At 37.3% G+C, this 15,817-nt stretch carries 16 protein-coding genes; 8 read left to right on the plus strand and 8 right to left on the minus strand.

Annotation, left to right across the window (positions count from 1 at the left end):
- The first annotated feature begins 139 nt into the window (after nucleotides 1-139).
- The 4 genes from rluF to I6U50_RS01410 all read left to right on the plus strand — a co-directional run bounded on the left by rluF (nucleotide 140) and on the right by I6U50_RS01410 (nucleotide 2,916).
- Nucleotides 140-928, plus strand: coding sequence for a 23S rRNA pseudouridine(2604) synthase RluF (gene rluF / locus I6U50_RS01395; protein WP_198637593.1), 789 nt, complete (start codon nucleotides 140-142; stop codon nucleotides 926-928).
- 95 nt (nucleotides 929-1,023) lie between these two features.
- Nucleotides 1,024-1,446: a VOC family protein gene (locus I6U50_RS01400; RefSeq protein WP_198627464.1), complete on the plus strand. Its 423-nt coding sequence runs from the start codon at nucleotides 1,024-1,026 to the stop codon at nucleotides 1,444-1,446.
- Nucleotides 1,447-1,464: 18 nt separating this feature from the next.
- Nucleotides 1,465-2,484 (plus strand): AI-2E family transporter, encoded by a 1,020-nt coding sequence (locus I6U50_RS01405; RefSeq protein ID WP_198627463.1) that lies wholly within the window; start codon nucleotides 1,465-1,467, stop codon nucleotides 2,482-2,484.
- Between the two features lie 30 nt (nucleotides 2,485-2,514).
- A complete protein-coding gene (locus tag I6U50_RS01410) occupies nucleotides 2,515-2,916 on the plus strand; it encodes a YkvA family protein (RefSeq protein WP_317191837.1) in 402 nt (133 codons plus the stop codon).
- Between the two features lie 96 nt (nucleotides 2,917-3,012).
- Here the strand turns inward: I6U50_RS01410 and I6U50_RS01415 are convergent, their stop codons facing one another.
- The 4 genes from I6U50_RS01415 to argS form a co-directional block, all read right to left on the minus strand.
- Nucleotides 3,013-3,921: a bifunctional 5,10-methylenetetrahydrofolate dehydrogenase/5,10-methenyltetrahydrofolate cyclohydrolase gene (locus I6U50_RS01415; RefSeq protein WP_193710347.1), complete on the minus strand. Its 909-nt coding sequence runs from the start codon at nucleotides 3,919-3,921 to the stop codon at nucleotides 3,013-3,015.
- Between the two features lie 34 nt (nucleotides 3,922-3,955).
- Nucleotides 3,956-4,324, minus strand: a complete 369-nt coding sequence (locus tag I6U50_RS01420; protein WP_193710346.1) for a four helix bundle protein — start codon at nucleotides 4,322-4,324, stop codon at nucleotides 3,956-3,958.
- A gap of 33 nt (nucleotides 4,325-4,357) precedes the next feature.
- Nucleotides 4,358-5,686, minus strand: coding sequence for a signal recognition particle protein (gene ffh / locus I6U50_RS01425; RefSeq protein WP_193710345.1), 1,329 nt, complete (start codon nucleotides 5,684-5,686; stop codon nucleotides 4,358-4,360).
- Nucleotides 5,687-5,883: 197 nt separating this feature from the next.
- Nucleotides 5,884-7,665: an arginine--tRNA ligase gene (gene argS, locus I6U50_RS01430; RefSeq protein WP_198637594.1), complete on the minus strand. Its 1,782-nt coding sequence runs from the start codon at nucleotides 7,663-7,665 to the stop codon at nucleotides 5,884-5,886.
- Between the two features lie 196 nt (nucleotides 7,666-7,861).
- On the opposite strand from argS, the gene I6U50_RS01435 reads away from it, so the two are divergent.
- A complete protein-coding gene (locus I6U50_RS01435) occupies nucleotides 7,862-8,287 on the plus strand; it encodes a hypothetical protein (RefSeq protein ID WP_193710343.1) in 426 nt (141 codons plus the stop codon).
- Between the two features lie 107 nt (nucleotides 8,288-8,394).
- Entirely contained in the window at nucleotides 8,395-9,027 is a 633-nt protein-coding gene (locus I6U50_RS01440; protein ID WP_198637595.1) for a MarC family NAAT transporter, read from the plus strand.
- A 2-nt stretch (nucleotides 9,028-9,029) separates the two neighbouring features.
- Here I6U50_RS01440 and I6U50_RS01445 read toward each other — a convergent pair whose 3' ends face one another.
- Complete coding sequence (locus I6U50_RS01445; protein WP_193710341.1) at nucleotides 9,030-9,233, minus strand: hypothetical protein; 204 nt, start codon at nucleotides 9,231-9,233, stop codon at nucleotides 9,030-9,032.
- Between the two features lie 69 nt (nucleotides 9,234-9,302).
- On the opposite strand from I6U50_RS01445, the gene I6U50_RS01450 reads away from it, so the two are divergent.
- Complete coding sequence (locus tag I6U50_RS01450) at nucleotides 9,303-10,748, plus strand: SDR family oxidoreductase (RefSeq protein WP_198637596.1); 1,446 nt, start codon at nucleotides 9,303-9,305, stop codon at nucleotides 10,746-10,748.
- 80 nt (nucleotides 10,749-10,828) lie between these two features.
- Entirely contained in the window at nucleotides 10,829-12,295 is a 1,467-nt protein-coding gene (locus I6U50_RS01455) for a BCCT family transporter (RefSeq protein ID WP_232805847.1), read from the plus strand.
- 306 nt (nucleotides 12,296-12,601) lie between these two features.
- Here I6U50_RS01455 and ctlX read toward each other — a convergent pair whose 3' ends face one another.
- From ctlX to I6U50_RS01470, 3 genes are all read right to left on the minus strand, one after another.
- Nucleotides 12,602-13,525 carry a citrulline utilization hydrolase CtlX gene (gene ctlX, locus I6U50_RS01460; RefSeq protein ID WP_198637597.1) on the minus strand — a complete coding sequence of 308 codons (924 nt, stop codon included), beginning with the start codon at nucleotides 13,523-13,525 and terminating at the stop codon, nucleotides 12,602-12,604.
- Between the two features lie 4 nt (nucleotides 13,526-13,529).
- Nucleotides 13,530-14,441: a dimethylarginine dimethylaminohydrolase family protein gene (locus I6U50_RS01465; protein ID WP_198637598.1), complete on the minus strand. Its 912-nt coding sequence runs from the start codon at nucleotides 14,439-14,441 to the stop codon at nucleotides 13,530-13,532.
- An 82-nt stretch (nucleotides 14,442-14,523) separates the two neighbouring features.
- Complete coding sequence (locus I6U50_RS01470; RefSeq protein ID WP_193710337.1) at nucleotides 14,524-15,804, minus strand: citrate synthase; 1,281 nt, start codon at nucleotides 15,802-15,804, stop codon at nucleotides 14,524-14,526.
- Between the last annotated feature and the right edge of the window lie 13 nt (nucleotides 15,805-15,817).

Raw genomic sequence — 15,817 nt, forward strand, 5'->3', positions numbered from 1 at the left:
ATTCAAGTCTTTTTCCTGGTTATATCAACGCAGCGATCTTAATTCTTTACCGAACAACAGTGATTTTGAATTCTTAACCTGGAACCTAAAACTTTGAAACCATCGGCTTTCACCTTATCTTTACCTCAGAATTCATTTTATGTCTGAACAAAAGCTCACCCGAATAAATAAGTATTTAAGCGAAATAGGCTATTGCTCCCGCCGTGCCGCCGACAAACTAATAGATCAGGGCCGGGTAACCATTAATGGCAATGTACCGGAAATGGGAACCAAAATTGCCCCCGGCGATTTGGTAAAAGTTGATGGAAAAGCGGTATCGGAAGCAGCAAAAAAAGAGCCTAATATATACCTGGCTTTTAATAAACCCATAGGTATTGTTTGTACTACAGATACCCGTGTGGAAAAGGATAACATTATTGATTTTATAAATTATCCAAAAAGAATTTTTCCTATTGGCCGATTAGATAAGCCTAGTGAGGGACTTATCTTTCTCACCAACGATGGGGATATTGTCAATAAAATTTTGCGCGCCAAAAACAATCATGAAAAGGAGTATATCGTATCGGTAAATAAACCAATTACTTCAGACTTCATTAGAAGAATGGGGAATGGTATTCCCATTTTAGGCACCCGAACCAAAAAATGCGAAGTAGAAAAGTTGGGAAAGAATGAATTCAGGATTATACTTACCCAGGGGCTAAACAGACAAATTCGTAGAATGTGCGAATTTTTAGGTTATGAAGTGACCGCCCTTAAGCGCATTAGGATTATGAATGTAAACCTGGATGTTCCGGTTGGTGCATACCGTGACCTCACCCAGGAAGAGCTAGCTACCATCAATAAAATGGTTAATGAATCTAGCAAAACAGCAGAATCGCGAACGACCAATAAGTCTGGAAAAAGAAATATTCGTTTTAGAAAAAAATAAATCTTAACACATTATTAGCGGAATAGCTTACCTGCATGTTAAGATTACTTGTTAACTTTAGTTATGTCTTTGTCTACATTAAAAAGTAACAATTTATGAGGGTGCAGCCGTTTCATTTAGCCATACCGGTCTCAGATTTACAAAAAGCCAGAAAATTTTATAAAGAAACCCTTGGTTGCGGCGAAGGCCGAAGCAGCGATCACTGGGTAGATTTCAATTTTTTCGGTCACCAATTGGTGATTCATTACAAACCAAAAGAAGAGATTGAAAAAGCACATAGTAATCCTGTTGATGGGAAAGATGTTCCAATACCCCATTTTGGCGTAGTCCTGGAATGGGATGTATTTGAGGAGTTTGCCAACTTATTAAGATCTAAAAGCCTTGAATTTGAAATTGAACCCTATATTCGTTTTCAAGGGCAGGTAGGCGAACAGGCCACCATGTTTTTTAAAGATCCTTGTGGGAATGCCTTAGAATTTAAAGCCTTTAAAAATAAAGATCAATTATTTGCAAAATAACCAACCAACTATAAAAATATGAATAGATTAAAACCGGCACTGGTACGCCAAATTTTTGTACTAATGCTCATCTTATTTTTAGCGGTTTTAATTTTTAAAGAAATTATTCCATACCTATCCGGGGTTTTGGGAGCCATTACCCTATATGTTCTTTTACGGAACTGGATGAAAAAATTAATAGCCAGGGGCTGGAGCCCTACGGTAGCTGCATCACTTTTAATGGCAGGTTCCTTTATAGGAATTCTTGTTCCCATTTCTTTGATTGTAATTATGCTTTCTTCGAAAATAAGTAAAGCAGTAGCTAATTCAGAAAGGGTAATTAGGGCCATAAAAGATCAACTAGTAGAAGCCGAAACCTATATTGGCTATAGTTTAAGCGATTCTATAGATACCGCTTCGGTCACCAATTGGATGTCTGGAAATCTGCAAAGTTTGGCAGGTGGCACTTTTAATGCATTTATCGCAATAGGTATTATGTACTTTATGCTTTATTATATGCTCACAAAAAGGGACTCTATGAAATCTTCTCTTATTTCTTACATTCCCCTAGGTAATGAAAACCTACAAATAATAGGTAAGGAAAGCGATCAACTTGTAAGGTCTAATGCACTGGGAATTCCACTTGTGGCAATTTTTCAGGGAGTTATAGCCCTTATTGGCTATTTAATTTTGGGAGTACCAGATCCTTTCTTTTGGTTTGTGATAACCGCTATAGGATCTATGATTCCATTTATTGGAACCGCTATTGGAATTATTCCCGTAGTAATACTTTTAATGGCTCAGGGCGATAATTGGCAGGCTATTGCTATGTTAATATATGGCTTTGTGGTTGTGGGTTCTACCGATAATTTAATTAGACTGTACATCTTAGACAGACTCGCTGCGGTACATCCTTTAATTACTTTATTTGGAGTTATTGTTGGAGTACCGCTTTTTGGTTTTATTGGATTAATTTTTGGACCATTGCTTATCTCCTTGTTTTTATTAATTCTGAAAATTTACAAAAAGGAGTATGGCAATTCTAATGACAGACTTTAAAACAACTACTAATCAACAAAATGAAGAATTATGAATATGTTCAGTAAAAAGAAGCAAGAGATTGATGAGGAATACTTAAAGAAAGGTGTTGCGCAGGTAAAAGATGGAGATGTAGAGTTAGCAGCAAAAAATCAGGAGAAAATAGAAGATAAAATTGTAAATGCCAGTACACTAAGAAAGTATACAGAACTTGGTAAATTAATGTTTGGAATGCTTCAGGATTATAGAAAAGGTGCATATAAAAATGTACCCTGGTTTACAATTGCTTCTATAGTTTTTGCGCTTTTATATGTCTTAAACCCTTTAGATTTAATGCCAGATTTTATCCCCGGACTTGGCTATGTAGACGATTTTGCCGTTTTAACCGTGGCATTGAGATTTATTGAAACCGACCTTCATAAGTATTTAGATTGGAAACTTGAGGAAGCTTAATTTCCCGGCTTTAAATAACTAAAAAATCCTATCAAGCCTAAATTCAAATTTCAGGCTCAATAGGATTTTTTTAGTCTGGCACCTAATAGGAATAGGTTATTTATTCAACATACTTTTTTCCTTAGCTCTTTTTTTGTGGCGTTCGGTAGCCAATAAAGTATTTTTAAGCAGCATAGAAACCGTCATTGGCCCTACTCCACCCGGCACAGGTGTGATGTATGAAGCACGCTTACTTACATTTTCAAAATCTACATCTCCTTTTATCACGTAGCCTTTTTCAGCTTCTTCATCTGGCACCCTGGTTATTCCCACATCAATAATAACAGCATCATCTTTAATCATTTCAGCCTTTAGGAAATCGGGAATTCCAACAGCGATAATAATAATATCGGCCTGGGAAGTGATTTGGGTAATATTTTTAGTGAATTCGTGCGTTAAGGTAACTGTTGAATTTCCTGGAAAACCGCTTCTTCCCATTAAAATACTCATAGGTCTCCCCACAATATAACTTCTACCAATAACCACAGTATGCTTTCCTTTTGTTGGAATATCGTAGCGCTCTAACAGTTCTAAAATTCCAAAAGGGGTCGCAGGGATAAAGGAAGTCATATCCAGGGCCATTTTCCCAAAATTGGTAGGATGAAAACCGTCTACATCTTTATCGGGGTCTACAGCATTTAATACTTTTTGGGTATCTATTTGTGGAGGCAAAGGAAGCTGTACAATAAATCCGTCTATATCGTCATTCTGATTTAACTCTTCGATCTTATCTAAAAGTTCCAGCTCACTTACAGTATTTGGCAACCTATATAAAGAAGATTCAAATCCAACTCTTTTACAGGATTTTACTTTGGCATTAACATAGGTTAGGCTGGCCCCGTCGTTTCCTACAATAATCGCAGCCAAATGAGGTACCTTTTCCCCTCTTTTTTTAATTTTCTCAACCTCAGCAGCGATTTCATTTTTAATATCGTTACTGGTCTTTTTTCCGTCTAATATAGTCATCTTAGTTAGCAGTACTTTAGTTGGCAGTTAGCAGTCAGGTGTCGACTCCAAATTTACCAGGGTTATTTTTCATATAATTTATTAATCTCCCGACCTCCTCGCTTTGAGTTTGCAAAACTAATTTGCGATTCGTTGATAAATACTCACAAGCTTCTGCAAAATCAAGCCATAGTTGTGTCTCGGCATTTTCAGAATCGGCGTCTGTAAGTTTATTTGTAAAATATTTAGGATATTCTCTTTTTCGATAAGCCTCAGCAATTGCAGAACAAACACTTCTAGATGATCGTACAATTTGATTGCTCAGAGCAAATCTTTCTTCCGAGGGAAAACTTTTGGAAAGCTTAAAAACTTCCATTGCTAAATCAAAAGCTTTTTGATATGCGTATAAGGTTTTAAAACTCATTTTACTGCTAACTGCAAACTTACGTACTGCAAACTATTTCATTCCCTTCATCATTTGCATCATCTTCCGGCCTCCACCGCCTTGCATCATCTTCATCATTTTTCCCATCTGGTTAAATTGTTTTAACAGCTGGTTTACTTCCTGAACCGAGGTTCCCGAACCTTTACTAATTCGTTTCTTTCGGCTGGAATTTATAATTTTTGGATTACTTCTTTCTTCAGGGGTCATGGAGTGGATTATCGCTTCAATTCCTTTAAAGGCATCATCATCAATATCTACATCTTTAAGCATCTTTCCTGCTCCCGGAATCATTCCCATAAGGTCTTTCATAGACCCCATTTTCTTAATTTGCTGTAGTTGCTTTAGGAAATCATCAAAACCAAACTGGTTTTTGGCAATTTTCTTCTGAAGTTTTCTCGCTTCTTCTTCATCGTATTGCTCCTGGGCACGCTCCACAAGGGAAACTACATCTCCCATCCCCAAAATCCTGTCGGCCATACGGTCTGGATAGAACACATCTAAGGCATCCATCTTTTCTCCGGTACCAATAAATTTAATTGGCTTATTAACTACAGATTTAATGGATATGGCTGCACCACCACGAGTATCACCATCTAATTTTGTAAGGATAACCCCATCAAAATTCAGTCTCTCATTAAAAGTTTTTGCGGTATTAACCGCATCCTGCCCCGTCATGGAGTCTACCACGAATAAAGTTTCGTGTGGTTCTATGGCCTGGTGAATATTCGAGATTTCGGTCATCATCGCTTCATCTACAGCTAAACGACCGGCGGTATCTATAATTACGACATTATGGCCATTTTCTTTAGCGTGTGCAATAGCAGCTTTAGAAATAGCTACCGGATCTTGATTTCCTTCGTCTGAAAAAACCTCAACACCAACCTGCTCTCCAACCACATGCAACTGATTAATGGCCGCCGGACGGTAAACATCACAAGCCACCAATAAAGGCTTTTTAGTCTTTTTATTTTTAAGGAAGTTAGCGAGTTTACCAGAAAAAGTGGTTTTACCACTACCCTGTAAACCAGACATTAGAATCACAGAAGGATTTCCCGAAAGGTTAATGCCTTCGGCTTCCCCACCCATTAACTCGGTAAGCTCGTCTTTTACCAATTTTACCATCATCTGGCCGGGCTTGAGGGCAGTTAATACGTTTTGGCCCAGAGCCTTTTTCTTTACGGTATTGGTAAAGTCTTTGGCTATTTTATAATTCACATCGGCATCTACCAAAGCACGTCTTACTTCTTTTAGAGTTTCGGCAACGTTTACCTCGGTAATCTGGCCGTGGCCTTTTAAAACGTGTAAGGCATTATCTAACTTATCGCTTAAATTATCAAACATAATTTTTCCTGTGATTTAATCCCAAAAAGGGTATAATTCTACCGAGGCCTCCCTCGAAATTTAAAACTTTTTCAACTAACTTCTATTTTCCTACGAAGTTCTAATTCCTCTTTTTAGAAGGAATTGCAAATTTAATGATTTGAGCCTGAAGTGAAAACTTTTTATTTCATTCCAATTCAATATTCCTTAATTTAAACCTACATACGTTCTGGCACCTGTATTCCTAATAAACCAAACGAAGATTTTATAACACTGCCTACGCTATTGGCCAATTGTACCCTTAAAGTTTTCTCGGTGATATCTTCGGTTCCCAAAATGGTTATATTTTGATAAAATGAATTGAATTCTTTTACCAGCTCGTAGGTATAATTGGCAATTAAAGCCGGACTATGATTTTCTGCCGCCAGTTGAATAGTTTCAGGGTACAACTGAAGTTGTTTTATTAGCGAACGTTCTTTTTCGTGAAATTTATAAGCATCTTCCACCGGTTTTTTAAAATCGAAATCGGCTTTTCTAATTATAGATTGAATTCTGGCATAGGTATACTGAATAAATGGGCCGGTATTTCCCTGAAAATCTACCGATTCTTCAGGGTTAAAAAGAATTCTCTTTTTAGGATCTACCTTTAGAATATAATATTTTAATGCCCCCAGGCCTATAATTTTGTAGAGTTCCTCTTTTTCAACCTCGGTATAACCATCTAATTTCCCTAATTCTTCAGAAATATTTTTGGCAGTTTCGGCCATTTCGGCAATAAGGTCGTCGGCATCTACCACGGTTCCTTCCCTACTTTTCATTTTTCCGCTAGGTAAATCTACCATGCCATAACTTAAATGGTAAAGGTAATCTGCCCAGTCAAATCCGAGTTTTTTCAGAATTAAAAACAAGACTTTAAAATGATAATCCTGTTCGTTACCCACGGTATAAACCATTCCGCTAATATCAAAATCTTTCACGCGTTGAATGGCGGTACCAATATCCTGCGTCATATAAACCGCAGTTCCGTCGCTACGCAATACAATTTTCTCATCAAGGCCTTCATCGGTAAGATCTATCCATACACTTCCATCTTCTTTTTTATAGAACACTCCTTTTTCAAGCCCCTGGTTTACCACATCTTTCCCTAAAAGATAGGTGTCGCTTTCGTAATAATTTTTATCGAAATCCACGCCCAGCGAATCATAGGTTTTTTCAAACCCCTGATACACCCATTGATTCATTTTTTCCCAAAGGGCCACCACTTCCGGATCACCGGCTTCCCACTTCAACAACATTTGTTTAGCTTCAACCAAAATTGGTGCCTCAGCTTTCGCCGCTTCTTCAGAAATTCCTTTGGCCTCCATTAATTCGGCAACCTCTTTTTTATACTCCTGGTCAAATTTCACATAGTAATTCCCTACCAACTTATCCCCTTTTAAGCCTGTAGACTCCGGTGTTTCACCGTTTCCAAAGCGCTCCCATGCCAACATAGACTTACAGATATGAATCCCCCTATCGTTAATAATCTGGGTTTTGTAAGATTTATTTCCGGCAGCGTTTAAAATTTCAGCCACAGAAAATCCTAAAAGAATATTTCTAATATGACCTAAGTGTAGGGGTTTATTGGTATTTGGCGAAGAATATTCCACCATAATACCCTTAGCTTCTTCGGCTGGGGGTAGTATTCCAAAATCTTTCCTGTCTTTCATTCCGTTGAAAAACTCCAGGAAATAGGCATCGCTCAAAACAATATTCAGAAAACCTTTTACCACATTAAAACCTGAAACTTCGCTAACATTTTCAGTTAGATAAGTTCCAATTTCTTCGCCAAGTTTAACGGGATTCGTCTTAAGCGTCTTTAACATTGGAAAAGTAACCAAAGTGATATCGCCTTCAAAATCCTTGCGCGTAGGTTGAAATTCAAAATTTTCGATTTCAACATCATAAGCCTTTTTAACGGCAGCTTTTACGTGGTTAGCGAGAGTACTTTGGATTGTCATCTTTTACTTTTATTTATTGTTTTAAGCGCTGCAAAGATAACAGAAAATAGGCTTTTGCCTATAATTTACTCGATAATCGAGATTAATCCCTATAGTTATCGGGACACCGGGACTTGTCTTAAAATTGCAAATTATTTTTTCTTAATGCTTCCTGAGCATGTCCCGAAGTAATTTACTTATCTTTAAACAAAAAGCTATGTTATTAAATATCTCTTATAACCGAAGCAAAACCAAAGAAAAAATCGATAATGAAGTGGGCAGGCCGTTTACGCTGCTTGATCGTATGAAGTTAAACGGCACAGGCTCACCAAAACTGCATATTACCGATACCAGCATTGATATTCATAACCTATTGGTTTTAGATAATAATGCCAATACCTGTAATGTTGAAATGCGACCAAAAGGGATTATAGTAATGTTTAGATCTCTGTTGGAGACCTACGCCCTTGTAATTCCCTATTATAAGCTACATCTTTACAAAGGAAAAGCCGAAGAATATTCTATTTATAAAGATCATTCTAAGATTAAGGTAAAAGCCAACACACCCGCGATACACAAGTATTTTAAAAAGATTTTAGACTACAAATCAGATAACGCCCCTACGCAAATTGAGGATCTTTAACTATAAATTTACAAGCGGTTCCCCGCAACTCTCATTTTTATAATCTAAGCGTAAACTCTTCATAATTTTTAAAAGCTATTGCTGTTGCAATTTTGCCAAAAAAATTAATGGAATTATTTATTTATGCTTTTGCCGCACTCTTTTCTGTGATGAACCCACTGGGAACCGTGCCAATTTTTGTAGGGCTCACCCGTGAATATTCTGCAAAAGAACAATCAAAAACTTCACTACTTACCGCTATTAATGTTTTTGTGATTCTTTTGATTTCGTTTTTTATTGGGAGATATATCTTACATTTTTTTGGGATTAGTATTGAGTCTCTAAGAATTGCCGGGGGACTTATTATCGTAACTTCGGGATTCGCTTTGCTCACCGGCTCTTTTTCCAAACATAAAGGAATGGAAAAAGAAAGAGTAAAAAACGATGCTTTTCAAAGAAATAATGTTTCGCTTACCCCTCTGGCAATACCCATGTTGGCAGGACCAGGATCCATTTCTCTACTAATTGGCATGTATGAAGATTACACCGTAATTTCTCAAAAACTTATTACTGTACTAGCCATTCTTGGCGTTTGCTTAGCAACCTTTCTTGTATTACGAAGTTCTCACTATATTGTAAAAATGCTAGGCGCTTCAGGCATTAATGCTATTTCCCGAATCATTGGCTTTATTGTGATTGCCATTGGGATTGAATACATAAGCTCCTCGGTAATATTGGTGTTGAGCGATGCTTTTAAATAGTATTAACGCTTCCCGAAAGCAAGTCCGCCAATGAGTGCTAAAATCCCGAAACCAATCATGGCATAAGACTGGGTATTGTCGCCGTGAGCTTCAACCTGCAATGGGCCAGCATCAATAGCAAATTCGGGTGTTATTAGTCTATATACTCCATACCCAATCATTCCAACCCCAATTATCAGGAGCACTATTTTAAGTACGTTATTCATTTTATAAAGTTTTACTAATCTCCCCGAAAAGTACTAATTTAATTGATATTTTAAGCTTAAAATTTTCCTATGAGAATTCTTCTTACAGGTGCTAATGGTTATATTGGTATGCGCTTGCTCCCTGAACTTTTGGAACAGGGTCACCAAGTAGTTTGTGCTGTTCGTAACAAAAATCGCTTTACTTCTAACCAGGAGCTTCTGGAAAAGGTTGAAATTGTAGAACTCGATTTTTTAAAAGATAAAAAAGCTCCGGAAAAAATAAGGAATATTGATGTAGCTTACTACCTGATTCACTCTATGAGTGGATCTACCAAAGATTTTGATAGCCAGGAAGCAACAGCAGCCCAAAATTTTAATAAAATAATGGAGGGCACTACAGTAAACCAGGTTATTTATTTAAGTGGTATTATCAACACCGAGAAACTTTCCAAACATTTAGAATCAAGAAAAAAAGTAGAAGAAATTTTATATAGCGGTAGTTTTAAACTCACTGTTTTAAGGGCTGCAATTATTGTAGGTTCAGGAAGTTCTTCTTTTGAAATTATAAGAGACCTTTGTGAGAAATTACCGGTAATGATTACCCCAAAATGGGTTGAGACCAAATGCCAGCCTATTTCTATTCGCGATATTATTAAATTTCTCACCGGGGTAATTGGCAAAGAAGAATGCTATAACCAATCTTTTGATGTTGGCGGCCCCGATGTACTTACCTACAAAGAAATGATGCTAAAATATGCCGAAGTTAGAAATTTAAAGCTTTGGATTATAGGCGTACCTGTTATGTCTCCAAAACTTTCTTCTTACTGGCTATATTTTGTAACTTCAACCTCGTATAAACTGGCTCAAAATCTTGTAGACAGTATGAGTGTAGAGGTAATTACCAACGACACTCGCTTACAGGATATTTTAAAGATTGAAACCATTTCCTATACAGAGGCCATAAAACTTGCTTTTTATAAAATTGAGCAAAACCAGGTTATTTCCAGTTGGAAGGATTCGTTAAGCAGCGGCCGCTTTAATAAAGAATTGAACAAATATATACAGGTTCCAAAATATGGTTGCCTCTTAGACAAACAATCGGTCAAGGTCGAAAATCCCGAAGAAGTGCTGGAACGTATTTGGGCTATTGGCGGACTAACAGGCTGGTATTATGGCAACTGGCTATGGAAATTTCGTGGTTATATAGATAAACTCTTTGGAGGAGTAGGCTTGCGCCGCGGAAGAACCCATCCAAATAAGATAGCCTCCGGAGACTCTTTAGATTTCTGGCGTGTACTTTTAGCCGATAAAGAAGAAAGAAGGCTTTTGCTTTTTGCTGAAATGAAAGTTCCCGGCGAAGCCTGGCTGGAGTTTTGCATAGACCAAGAAAATGTACTACACCAAACCGCTACATTTAGGCCAAAAGGTATTTGGGGTCGCTTGTATTGGTATGCTATGTATCCATTTCATTACTTTATTTTTGAAGGAATGCTAAACAAAATTGCCAAAGGTGAATCTAAAAAGCAAATAGCTTAATCTCTCTCAATGCTTTACATTTGAAAAAATCATTATAAACTGAACAGCAGCAAATTTTGAAGCAAATTTCCCGGTCATTTTTGAAAAACCCTTTGCTTTATATCGCAGCAGGAATCTTATTTTTTACAGCACTCTACATTTTCTCTTTTACCGAATTTTTCTACGAACTTATAGAAGCTGGCGCTATTTGGGTTCGTGAAATCTTTGGAGGCTTCTACCTTTGGCTTGGATTATTATGTGTTGTGTTCCTAATTTATATTGCCTTTTCGAAATTTGGAAATATAAAACTGGGAAGTTCAAAACCGGAATTCAACAGGCTTTCCTGGATTGCCATGCTATACAGCGCCGGGATGGGTTCAGGGATTTTATTGCGAGCGGTACAGGAACCGGTTTTTATGTTTCTAAACAGCCCCATAAGCACAGATTCTAGTGCCGAAGTTATCGCTCTGGAATACACCTATTATCAATGGGGTTTTACTGCCTGGGCCTTCTATGGTATTTTCGCACTTCTAATTGCCTATTCCCTATTTGTTAAAAAATCGAATATATTATTAGGCAGTAGTTTACCGCAGTTCAAAAAGATAAAATACCTACCAGAAAGCATAAACCTACTCACTATTCTAACTACTGTTTTTGGACTGGTAGCTGCAATTGGCTTAGGCACTACCCAGATTGAAGGAGGTATTAGCCACCTAAGCTCCAGCCCTTCAGGTACGCTTTGGCTTATCATTTTATTAGTTTTTATAGTTTGTTTGGCAGCATTTATTTCGGCATTTACCGGAATTAAAAAGGGTATAAAACGTATCTCCAACTGGAATATTTACATCACAACCATACTTATGCTTTTTGTCTTTTTACAGGCAGATATCCTTACTGTTTTTAACCGCTTTTTTGAATCTCTATCCAAGTATATTATAGATTTTATACCGCTTAGTTTAGCCCTGGGCAACTACAATCCGGGGAAAGAATTTCTAACCGAATGGACGTATTACTACTGGGCTTTTTGGTTGGCCTGGGCTCCTTTTACCGGGATTTTTATCGCCAGAATTTCAAAAGGAAGGAGTATTCGTGAGATGATTTTGGGGGTTTTGCTTATCCCATCGCTGGGAAGTTTTTTTTGGTTTAGCGTTTTCGGTTCGACTTCATTCGATTTAATAGCAAGTATGGACACCTATAGAGGGGAGTTTGATAATGTTTTCACCTCCTTATTTCGCTTTTTTGAAGCCTTCCCACTTTCCAACTTCACAAATATGCTCAGTATACTATTACTAATTAGTTTTCTGGTTACTTCGGTAGATTCGGCTATTTATGTTTTAAGCATGTTTAGCGATAAAGGCAGGGAGCATCCCAGGAAGAAATTCAGGTTAATTTGGGCTATTTTAATCCTTATTTTTTCGCAAGCGATTATTATTCTTGGAAATATTAAACCCAATAGCAATGTACTAACCGCAATGCAAAAGTTTTTAATTATTAGCTCGCTTCCCTTTGCATTTTTTACGGCCGGGATTATGATTTTATTTTTAAGGGAGTTATTCAGGAAGCACTAATTTCCCCTACCGCCATCCTGAAATTATTTCAGAGCCTGCTCCGAAATTTATTCGGAGATATAAGATGTGAACATTTTGATTATGTTAGAAGCTGAAAATGAATTCAGTTTGACGAACCGTATCTTTAAAACCTCTTCGACCCACGGCCATTTCTGATCTCCCCTCGCTCCTTTTGTCAATCATCAGATTCAAGAAAAAAAGGAAAGAAACTTCAGAATCATCAACCTGAACCTACCCGCCTGAACGAACAGGCAGGTTCAGCTTATAACGAAATCTTTAATTATTTTATCTAAAAAATATGTAAGACTAAGATTTTGGTAAAAAAACCTCGGCCATCATACAGCGGGCACTGCCTCCACCGCAAGTTTCTATCACATGAAGATCACTGCTTAAAATCTTGCAATGCTTTTCTATTTTCTCTATTAGCTCCTGATTTAAGCTCTTGTGTGCCCTCGCACTCATTACCAGAAATTTATCATCTGTACCCTGTACCTGGAGCATATTGCCGGCAAACTCGTGCATTTGTGCTTCAGAAATTGCGATAACTTCTTTCCCATCCTCATTTAAATGCTTCAGTACATTTTTTCGCTCCTTCTTATCGTCTATGCTATCAAGGCAGATTACGGCAAAGTTTTCGGCCAGACACATCATAACATTTGTGTGATAGATTGCTTTTCTTTTTCCATCTACACTTTGATTGGCATTAAAAATAACCGGTGTAAACTCAAAATCTTCACAAAATTCTATAAGTAAATCTTCGTCTGCACGCGCCGATAGTGCACAGTAAGCTTTACGGTTTTCCCTATCCAGCAATAAGCTTCCGGTTCCTTCCAAAAAGACATCGTGCTCTTCGGCTTCGGTATAGTCTACAATGATTTTAATTTGAAAACCTTCCTCTTCAAGTTTGGCAAAATATTCCAATCGGCGTTCTTTTCTGCGGTTTTCTGCAAACATAGGATATAGCCCTATATCTCCATTTTCATGAAAAGAAACCCAGTTGTTTGGGAAAATAGAATCTGGCGTATCGTCTTCCAACTTATCGTTTACCACAATCACATTTACCCCTACATTTTTAAGTTTTATAACAAATTCATCAAACTCTTTTTGGGCGCGCTCGTTTACATTATCGGCTGTTAAGTCTTTTTGAAAATAGTTATTTACCGCAGTTTGCTCGTTCATTCTAAACGCCACCGGGCGCACCATTAAAATTGCATCTGTAATCTGTCTCATTATGCTATTCTCTAATTAAAGGTAAAGTGGAACAACGCAAAAGTCCTTCCTGTTTAGAAATTTCAGCGTAAGGCACTTCTTCAACTGTAATACCCTGCTCTCTTAACCACGAGTTTAATCTTGTAAAGTTTTTTTCTGAAATCACAATATCTTCATCTATAGAAAAAATATTGGAATTCATATAATACATCTCCTCCCGGGTAATCTCAAAAACGTTTTCTTTCCCAAAAAGATTTACCAACCAGTTATATTCTTCTTCTTCCAAGAAACCATTTCTATGAATAATTGCTTTTCCCTTACCTACAGGTTGAAAGCAACAATCTAAATGCAAAGCATTATCCCTGGGTTCTGTATTTGATTTCCTCAAGTTAAAGGAAACCACTTTTTTATGAGGAAATAACTCCTGTAAAGCTTCTACCGCTTGCACATTGGTACGTGCAGTGATATAATCTTTATAATCTGCACCACGATAGGTACCTACAAGAATATAATCTCCCAAAGGCATCACATCACCACCTTCTATATGAGCTTCTTCGGGTAACTGCAGTACTTTAGAAGGATCTATTTGCTGAATAACGTGACTAATGGCTTCAATTTCCTGCTCCCTATCTGGTAGAATATTAGACTTTATAAACTTATCCTCGATCACAAAAGCAATATCCCGAGTAAAAATTTGATTATAATCTTTTATTACTTTGGGCCTAAATACCTGTACTTTATATTTCTCCAGAATTTTAGCGACGGCCTCCATTTCCTCTATCATATCCTCCTCCCTGGGATAGGATCCCATCCTGATGAATTCGGCTGATTTTGGATCGTAAGCTTCTTCTAAAGAAGGTTCGGGACCATTGCTTTCAGCTGTACCCAAAACCACAGCTCTAAGCCGTGAAGTCTCATTATTGATATTCAATTTCACAAGTAAATTTTTATCAAATATAGAAAAAGCTTCATACGATGATGAAGCTTTTTCAAGATTTATTAATAAAAAAAGATATTTTCTACCTTTCTTCTACTGCCTTAAATTCGCGTAAATTTGCTCCGGTATAAATTTGGCGCGGTCTACCAATAGGTTCTTTCATTAACCTCATTTCTCTCCATTGTGCGATCCATCCAGGAAGTCTACCAAGTGCAAACATTACAGTAAACATTTCTACTGGAATACCTAGTGCCCTATAAATAATTCCTGAATAGAAATCTACGTTTGGATAAAGTTTTCTATCCACAAAATATTGATCTTCCAATGCTTCTTTTTCAAGCCCTTTGGCAATATCCAAAACAGGATCATCTACTCCAAGTTGCCCAAGTACTTCATCGGCCGATTTTTTAATAATCTTAGCTCTAGGATCGAAGTTTTTATAAACACGGTGACCAAAGCCCATTAGACGGAAAGGATCTTCCTTATCTTTAGCTTTTGCCATAAATTTCTTAGTATCGCCACCATCTTCTTTAATTCTTTCCAACATTTCTATAACTGCCTGGTTAGCCCCACCGTGAAGTGGTCCCCAAAGTGCAGAAATTCCTGCTGAAATTGAAGCAAAAAGTCCGGCGTGCGAAGAACCCACCATTCTTACTGTAGAAGTAGAGCAATTTTGCTCATGGTCTGCATGTAGAATTAATAATTTATCTAATGCATCTATAACTGCTTTGTCTACGCTATAACTTTTGCCCGGTTTTTCGAACATCATTTTATGTAGGTTTTCTACATAACCTAAAGTATCGTCGCCATAATTTAACGGAAGGCTATTTTTCTTTCTAAGTGTCCAGGCTGCAAGAACCGGAAATTTACCCAAAATTTTCACTATTGCCTTGTACATATCCTCTTCAGACTCTACATTCACAGAAGATGGGTTAAAGGCAATAAGTGCACTTGTTAAAGAAGAAAGTACGCCCATTGGGTGCGCCGATTTAGGAAAACCGTCAAGAATTTTCTTCATCTCCTCATCTACTGCAGACTCTTCCTTAATATCGGCATAAAATTTATCTAACTGCGTCTTAGTTGGCAACTCCCCGAAAATAAGTAAATAAGCTACTTCCAGGAAATCAGCTTTTTCTGCAAGAGCTTCAATAGGATACCCCCTGTAGCGAAGCACACCTTCTTCTCCATTTAAAAATGTAATGGCACTTTCGCAGCTACCGGTGTTTTTATACCCACGATCCAGGGTAATAACACCTGCTTCTGCACGCAATTTTTTTATATCTATTCCCTGTTCATTTTCGGTTCCTTCTACAATTGGGAATTCATATTTTTTCCCATTTATTTCAATCGTCGCTTTTGACATATCTTAATTTTAT

Source organism: Salegentibacter maritimus, assembly GCF_016236975.1.
Lineage (GTDB): Bacteria > Bacteroidota > Bacteroidia > Flavobacteriales > Flavobacteriaceae > Salegentibacter > Salegentibacter maritimus.

Bases quoted from the DNA above. Each gene is read 5' to 3' on its own strand.
- ffh (WP_193710345.1), bottom strand. From the start codon at position 5,686: ATGTTTGATAATTTAAGCGATAAGTTAGATAATGCCTTACACGTTTTA.
- I6U50_RS01405 (WP_198627463.1), top strand. From the start codon at position 1,465: ATGAATAGATTAAAACCGGCACTGGTACGCCAAATTTTTGTACTAATG.
- I6U50_RS01440 (WP_198637595.1), top strand. From the start codon at position 8,395: ATGGAATTATTTATTTATGCTTTTGCCGCACTCTTTTCTGTGATGAAC.
- I6U50_RS01435 (WP_193710343.1), top strand. From the start codon at position 7,862: ATGTTATTAAATATCTCTTATAACCGAAGCAAAACCAAAGAAAAAATC.
- I6U50_RS01450 (WP_198637596.1), top strand. From the start codon at position 9,303: ATGAGAATTCTTCTTACAGGTGCTAATGGTTATATTGGTATGCGCTTG.
- argS (WP_198637594.1), bottom strand. From the start codon at position 7,665: ATGACAATCCAAAGTACTCTCGCTAACCACGTAAAAGCTGCCGTTAAA.
- I6U50_RS01410 (WP_317191837.1), top strand. From the start codon at position 2,515: ATGAATATGTTCAGTAAAAAGAAGCAAGAGATTGATGAGGAATACTTA.
- I6U50_RS01415 (WP_193710347.1), bottom strand. From the start codon at position 3,921: ATGACTATATTAGACGGAAAAAAGACCAGTAACGATATTAAAAATGAA.
- I6U50_RS01445 (WP_193710341.1), bottom strand. From the start codon at position 9,233: ATGAATAACGTACTTAAAATAGTGCTCCTGATAATTGGGGTTGGAATG.
- I6U50_RS01400 (WP_198627464.1), top strand. From the start codon at position 1,024: ATGAGGGTGCAGCCGTTTCATTTAGCCATACCGGTCTCAGATTTACAA.
- I6U50_RS01420 (WP_193710346.1), bottom strand. From the start codon at position 4,324: ATGAGTTTTAAAACCTTATACGCATATCAAAAAGCTTTTGATTTAGCA.
- ctlX (WP_198637597.1), bottom strand. From the start codon at position 13,525: ATGAGACAGATTACAGATGCAATTTTAATGGTGCGCCCGGTGGCGTTT.
- I6U50_RS01470 (WP_193710337.1), bottom strand. From the start codon at position 15,804: ATGTCAAAAGCGACGATTGAAATAAATGGGAAAAAATATGAATTCCCA.
- rluF (WP_198637593.1), top strand. From the start codon at position 140: ATGTCTGAACAAAAGCTCACCCGAATAAATAAGTATTTAAGCGAAATA.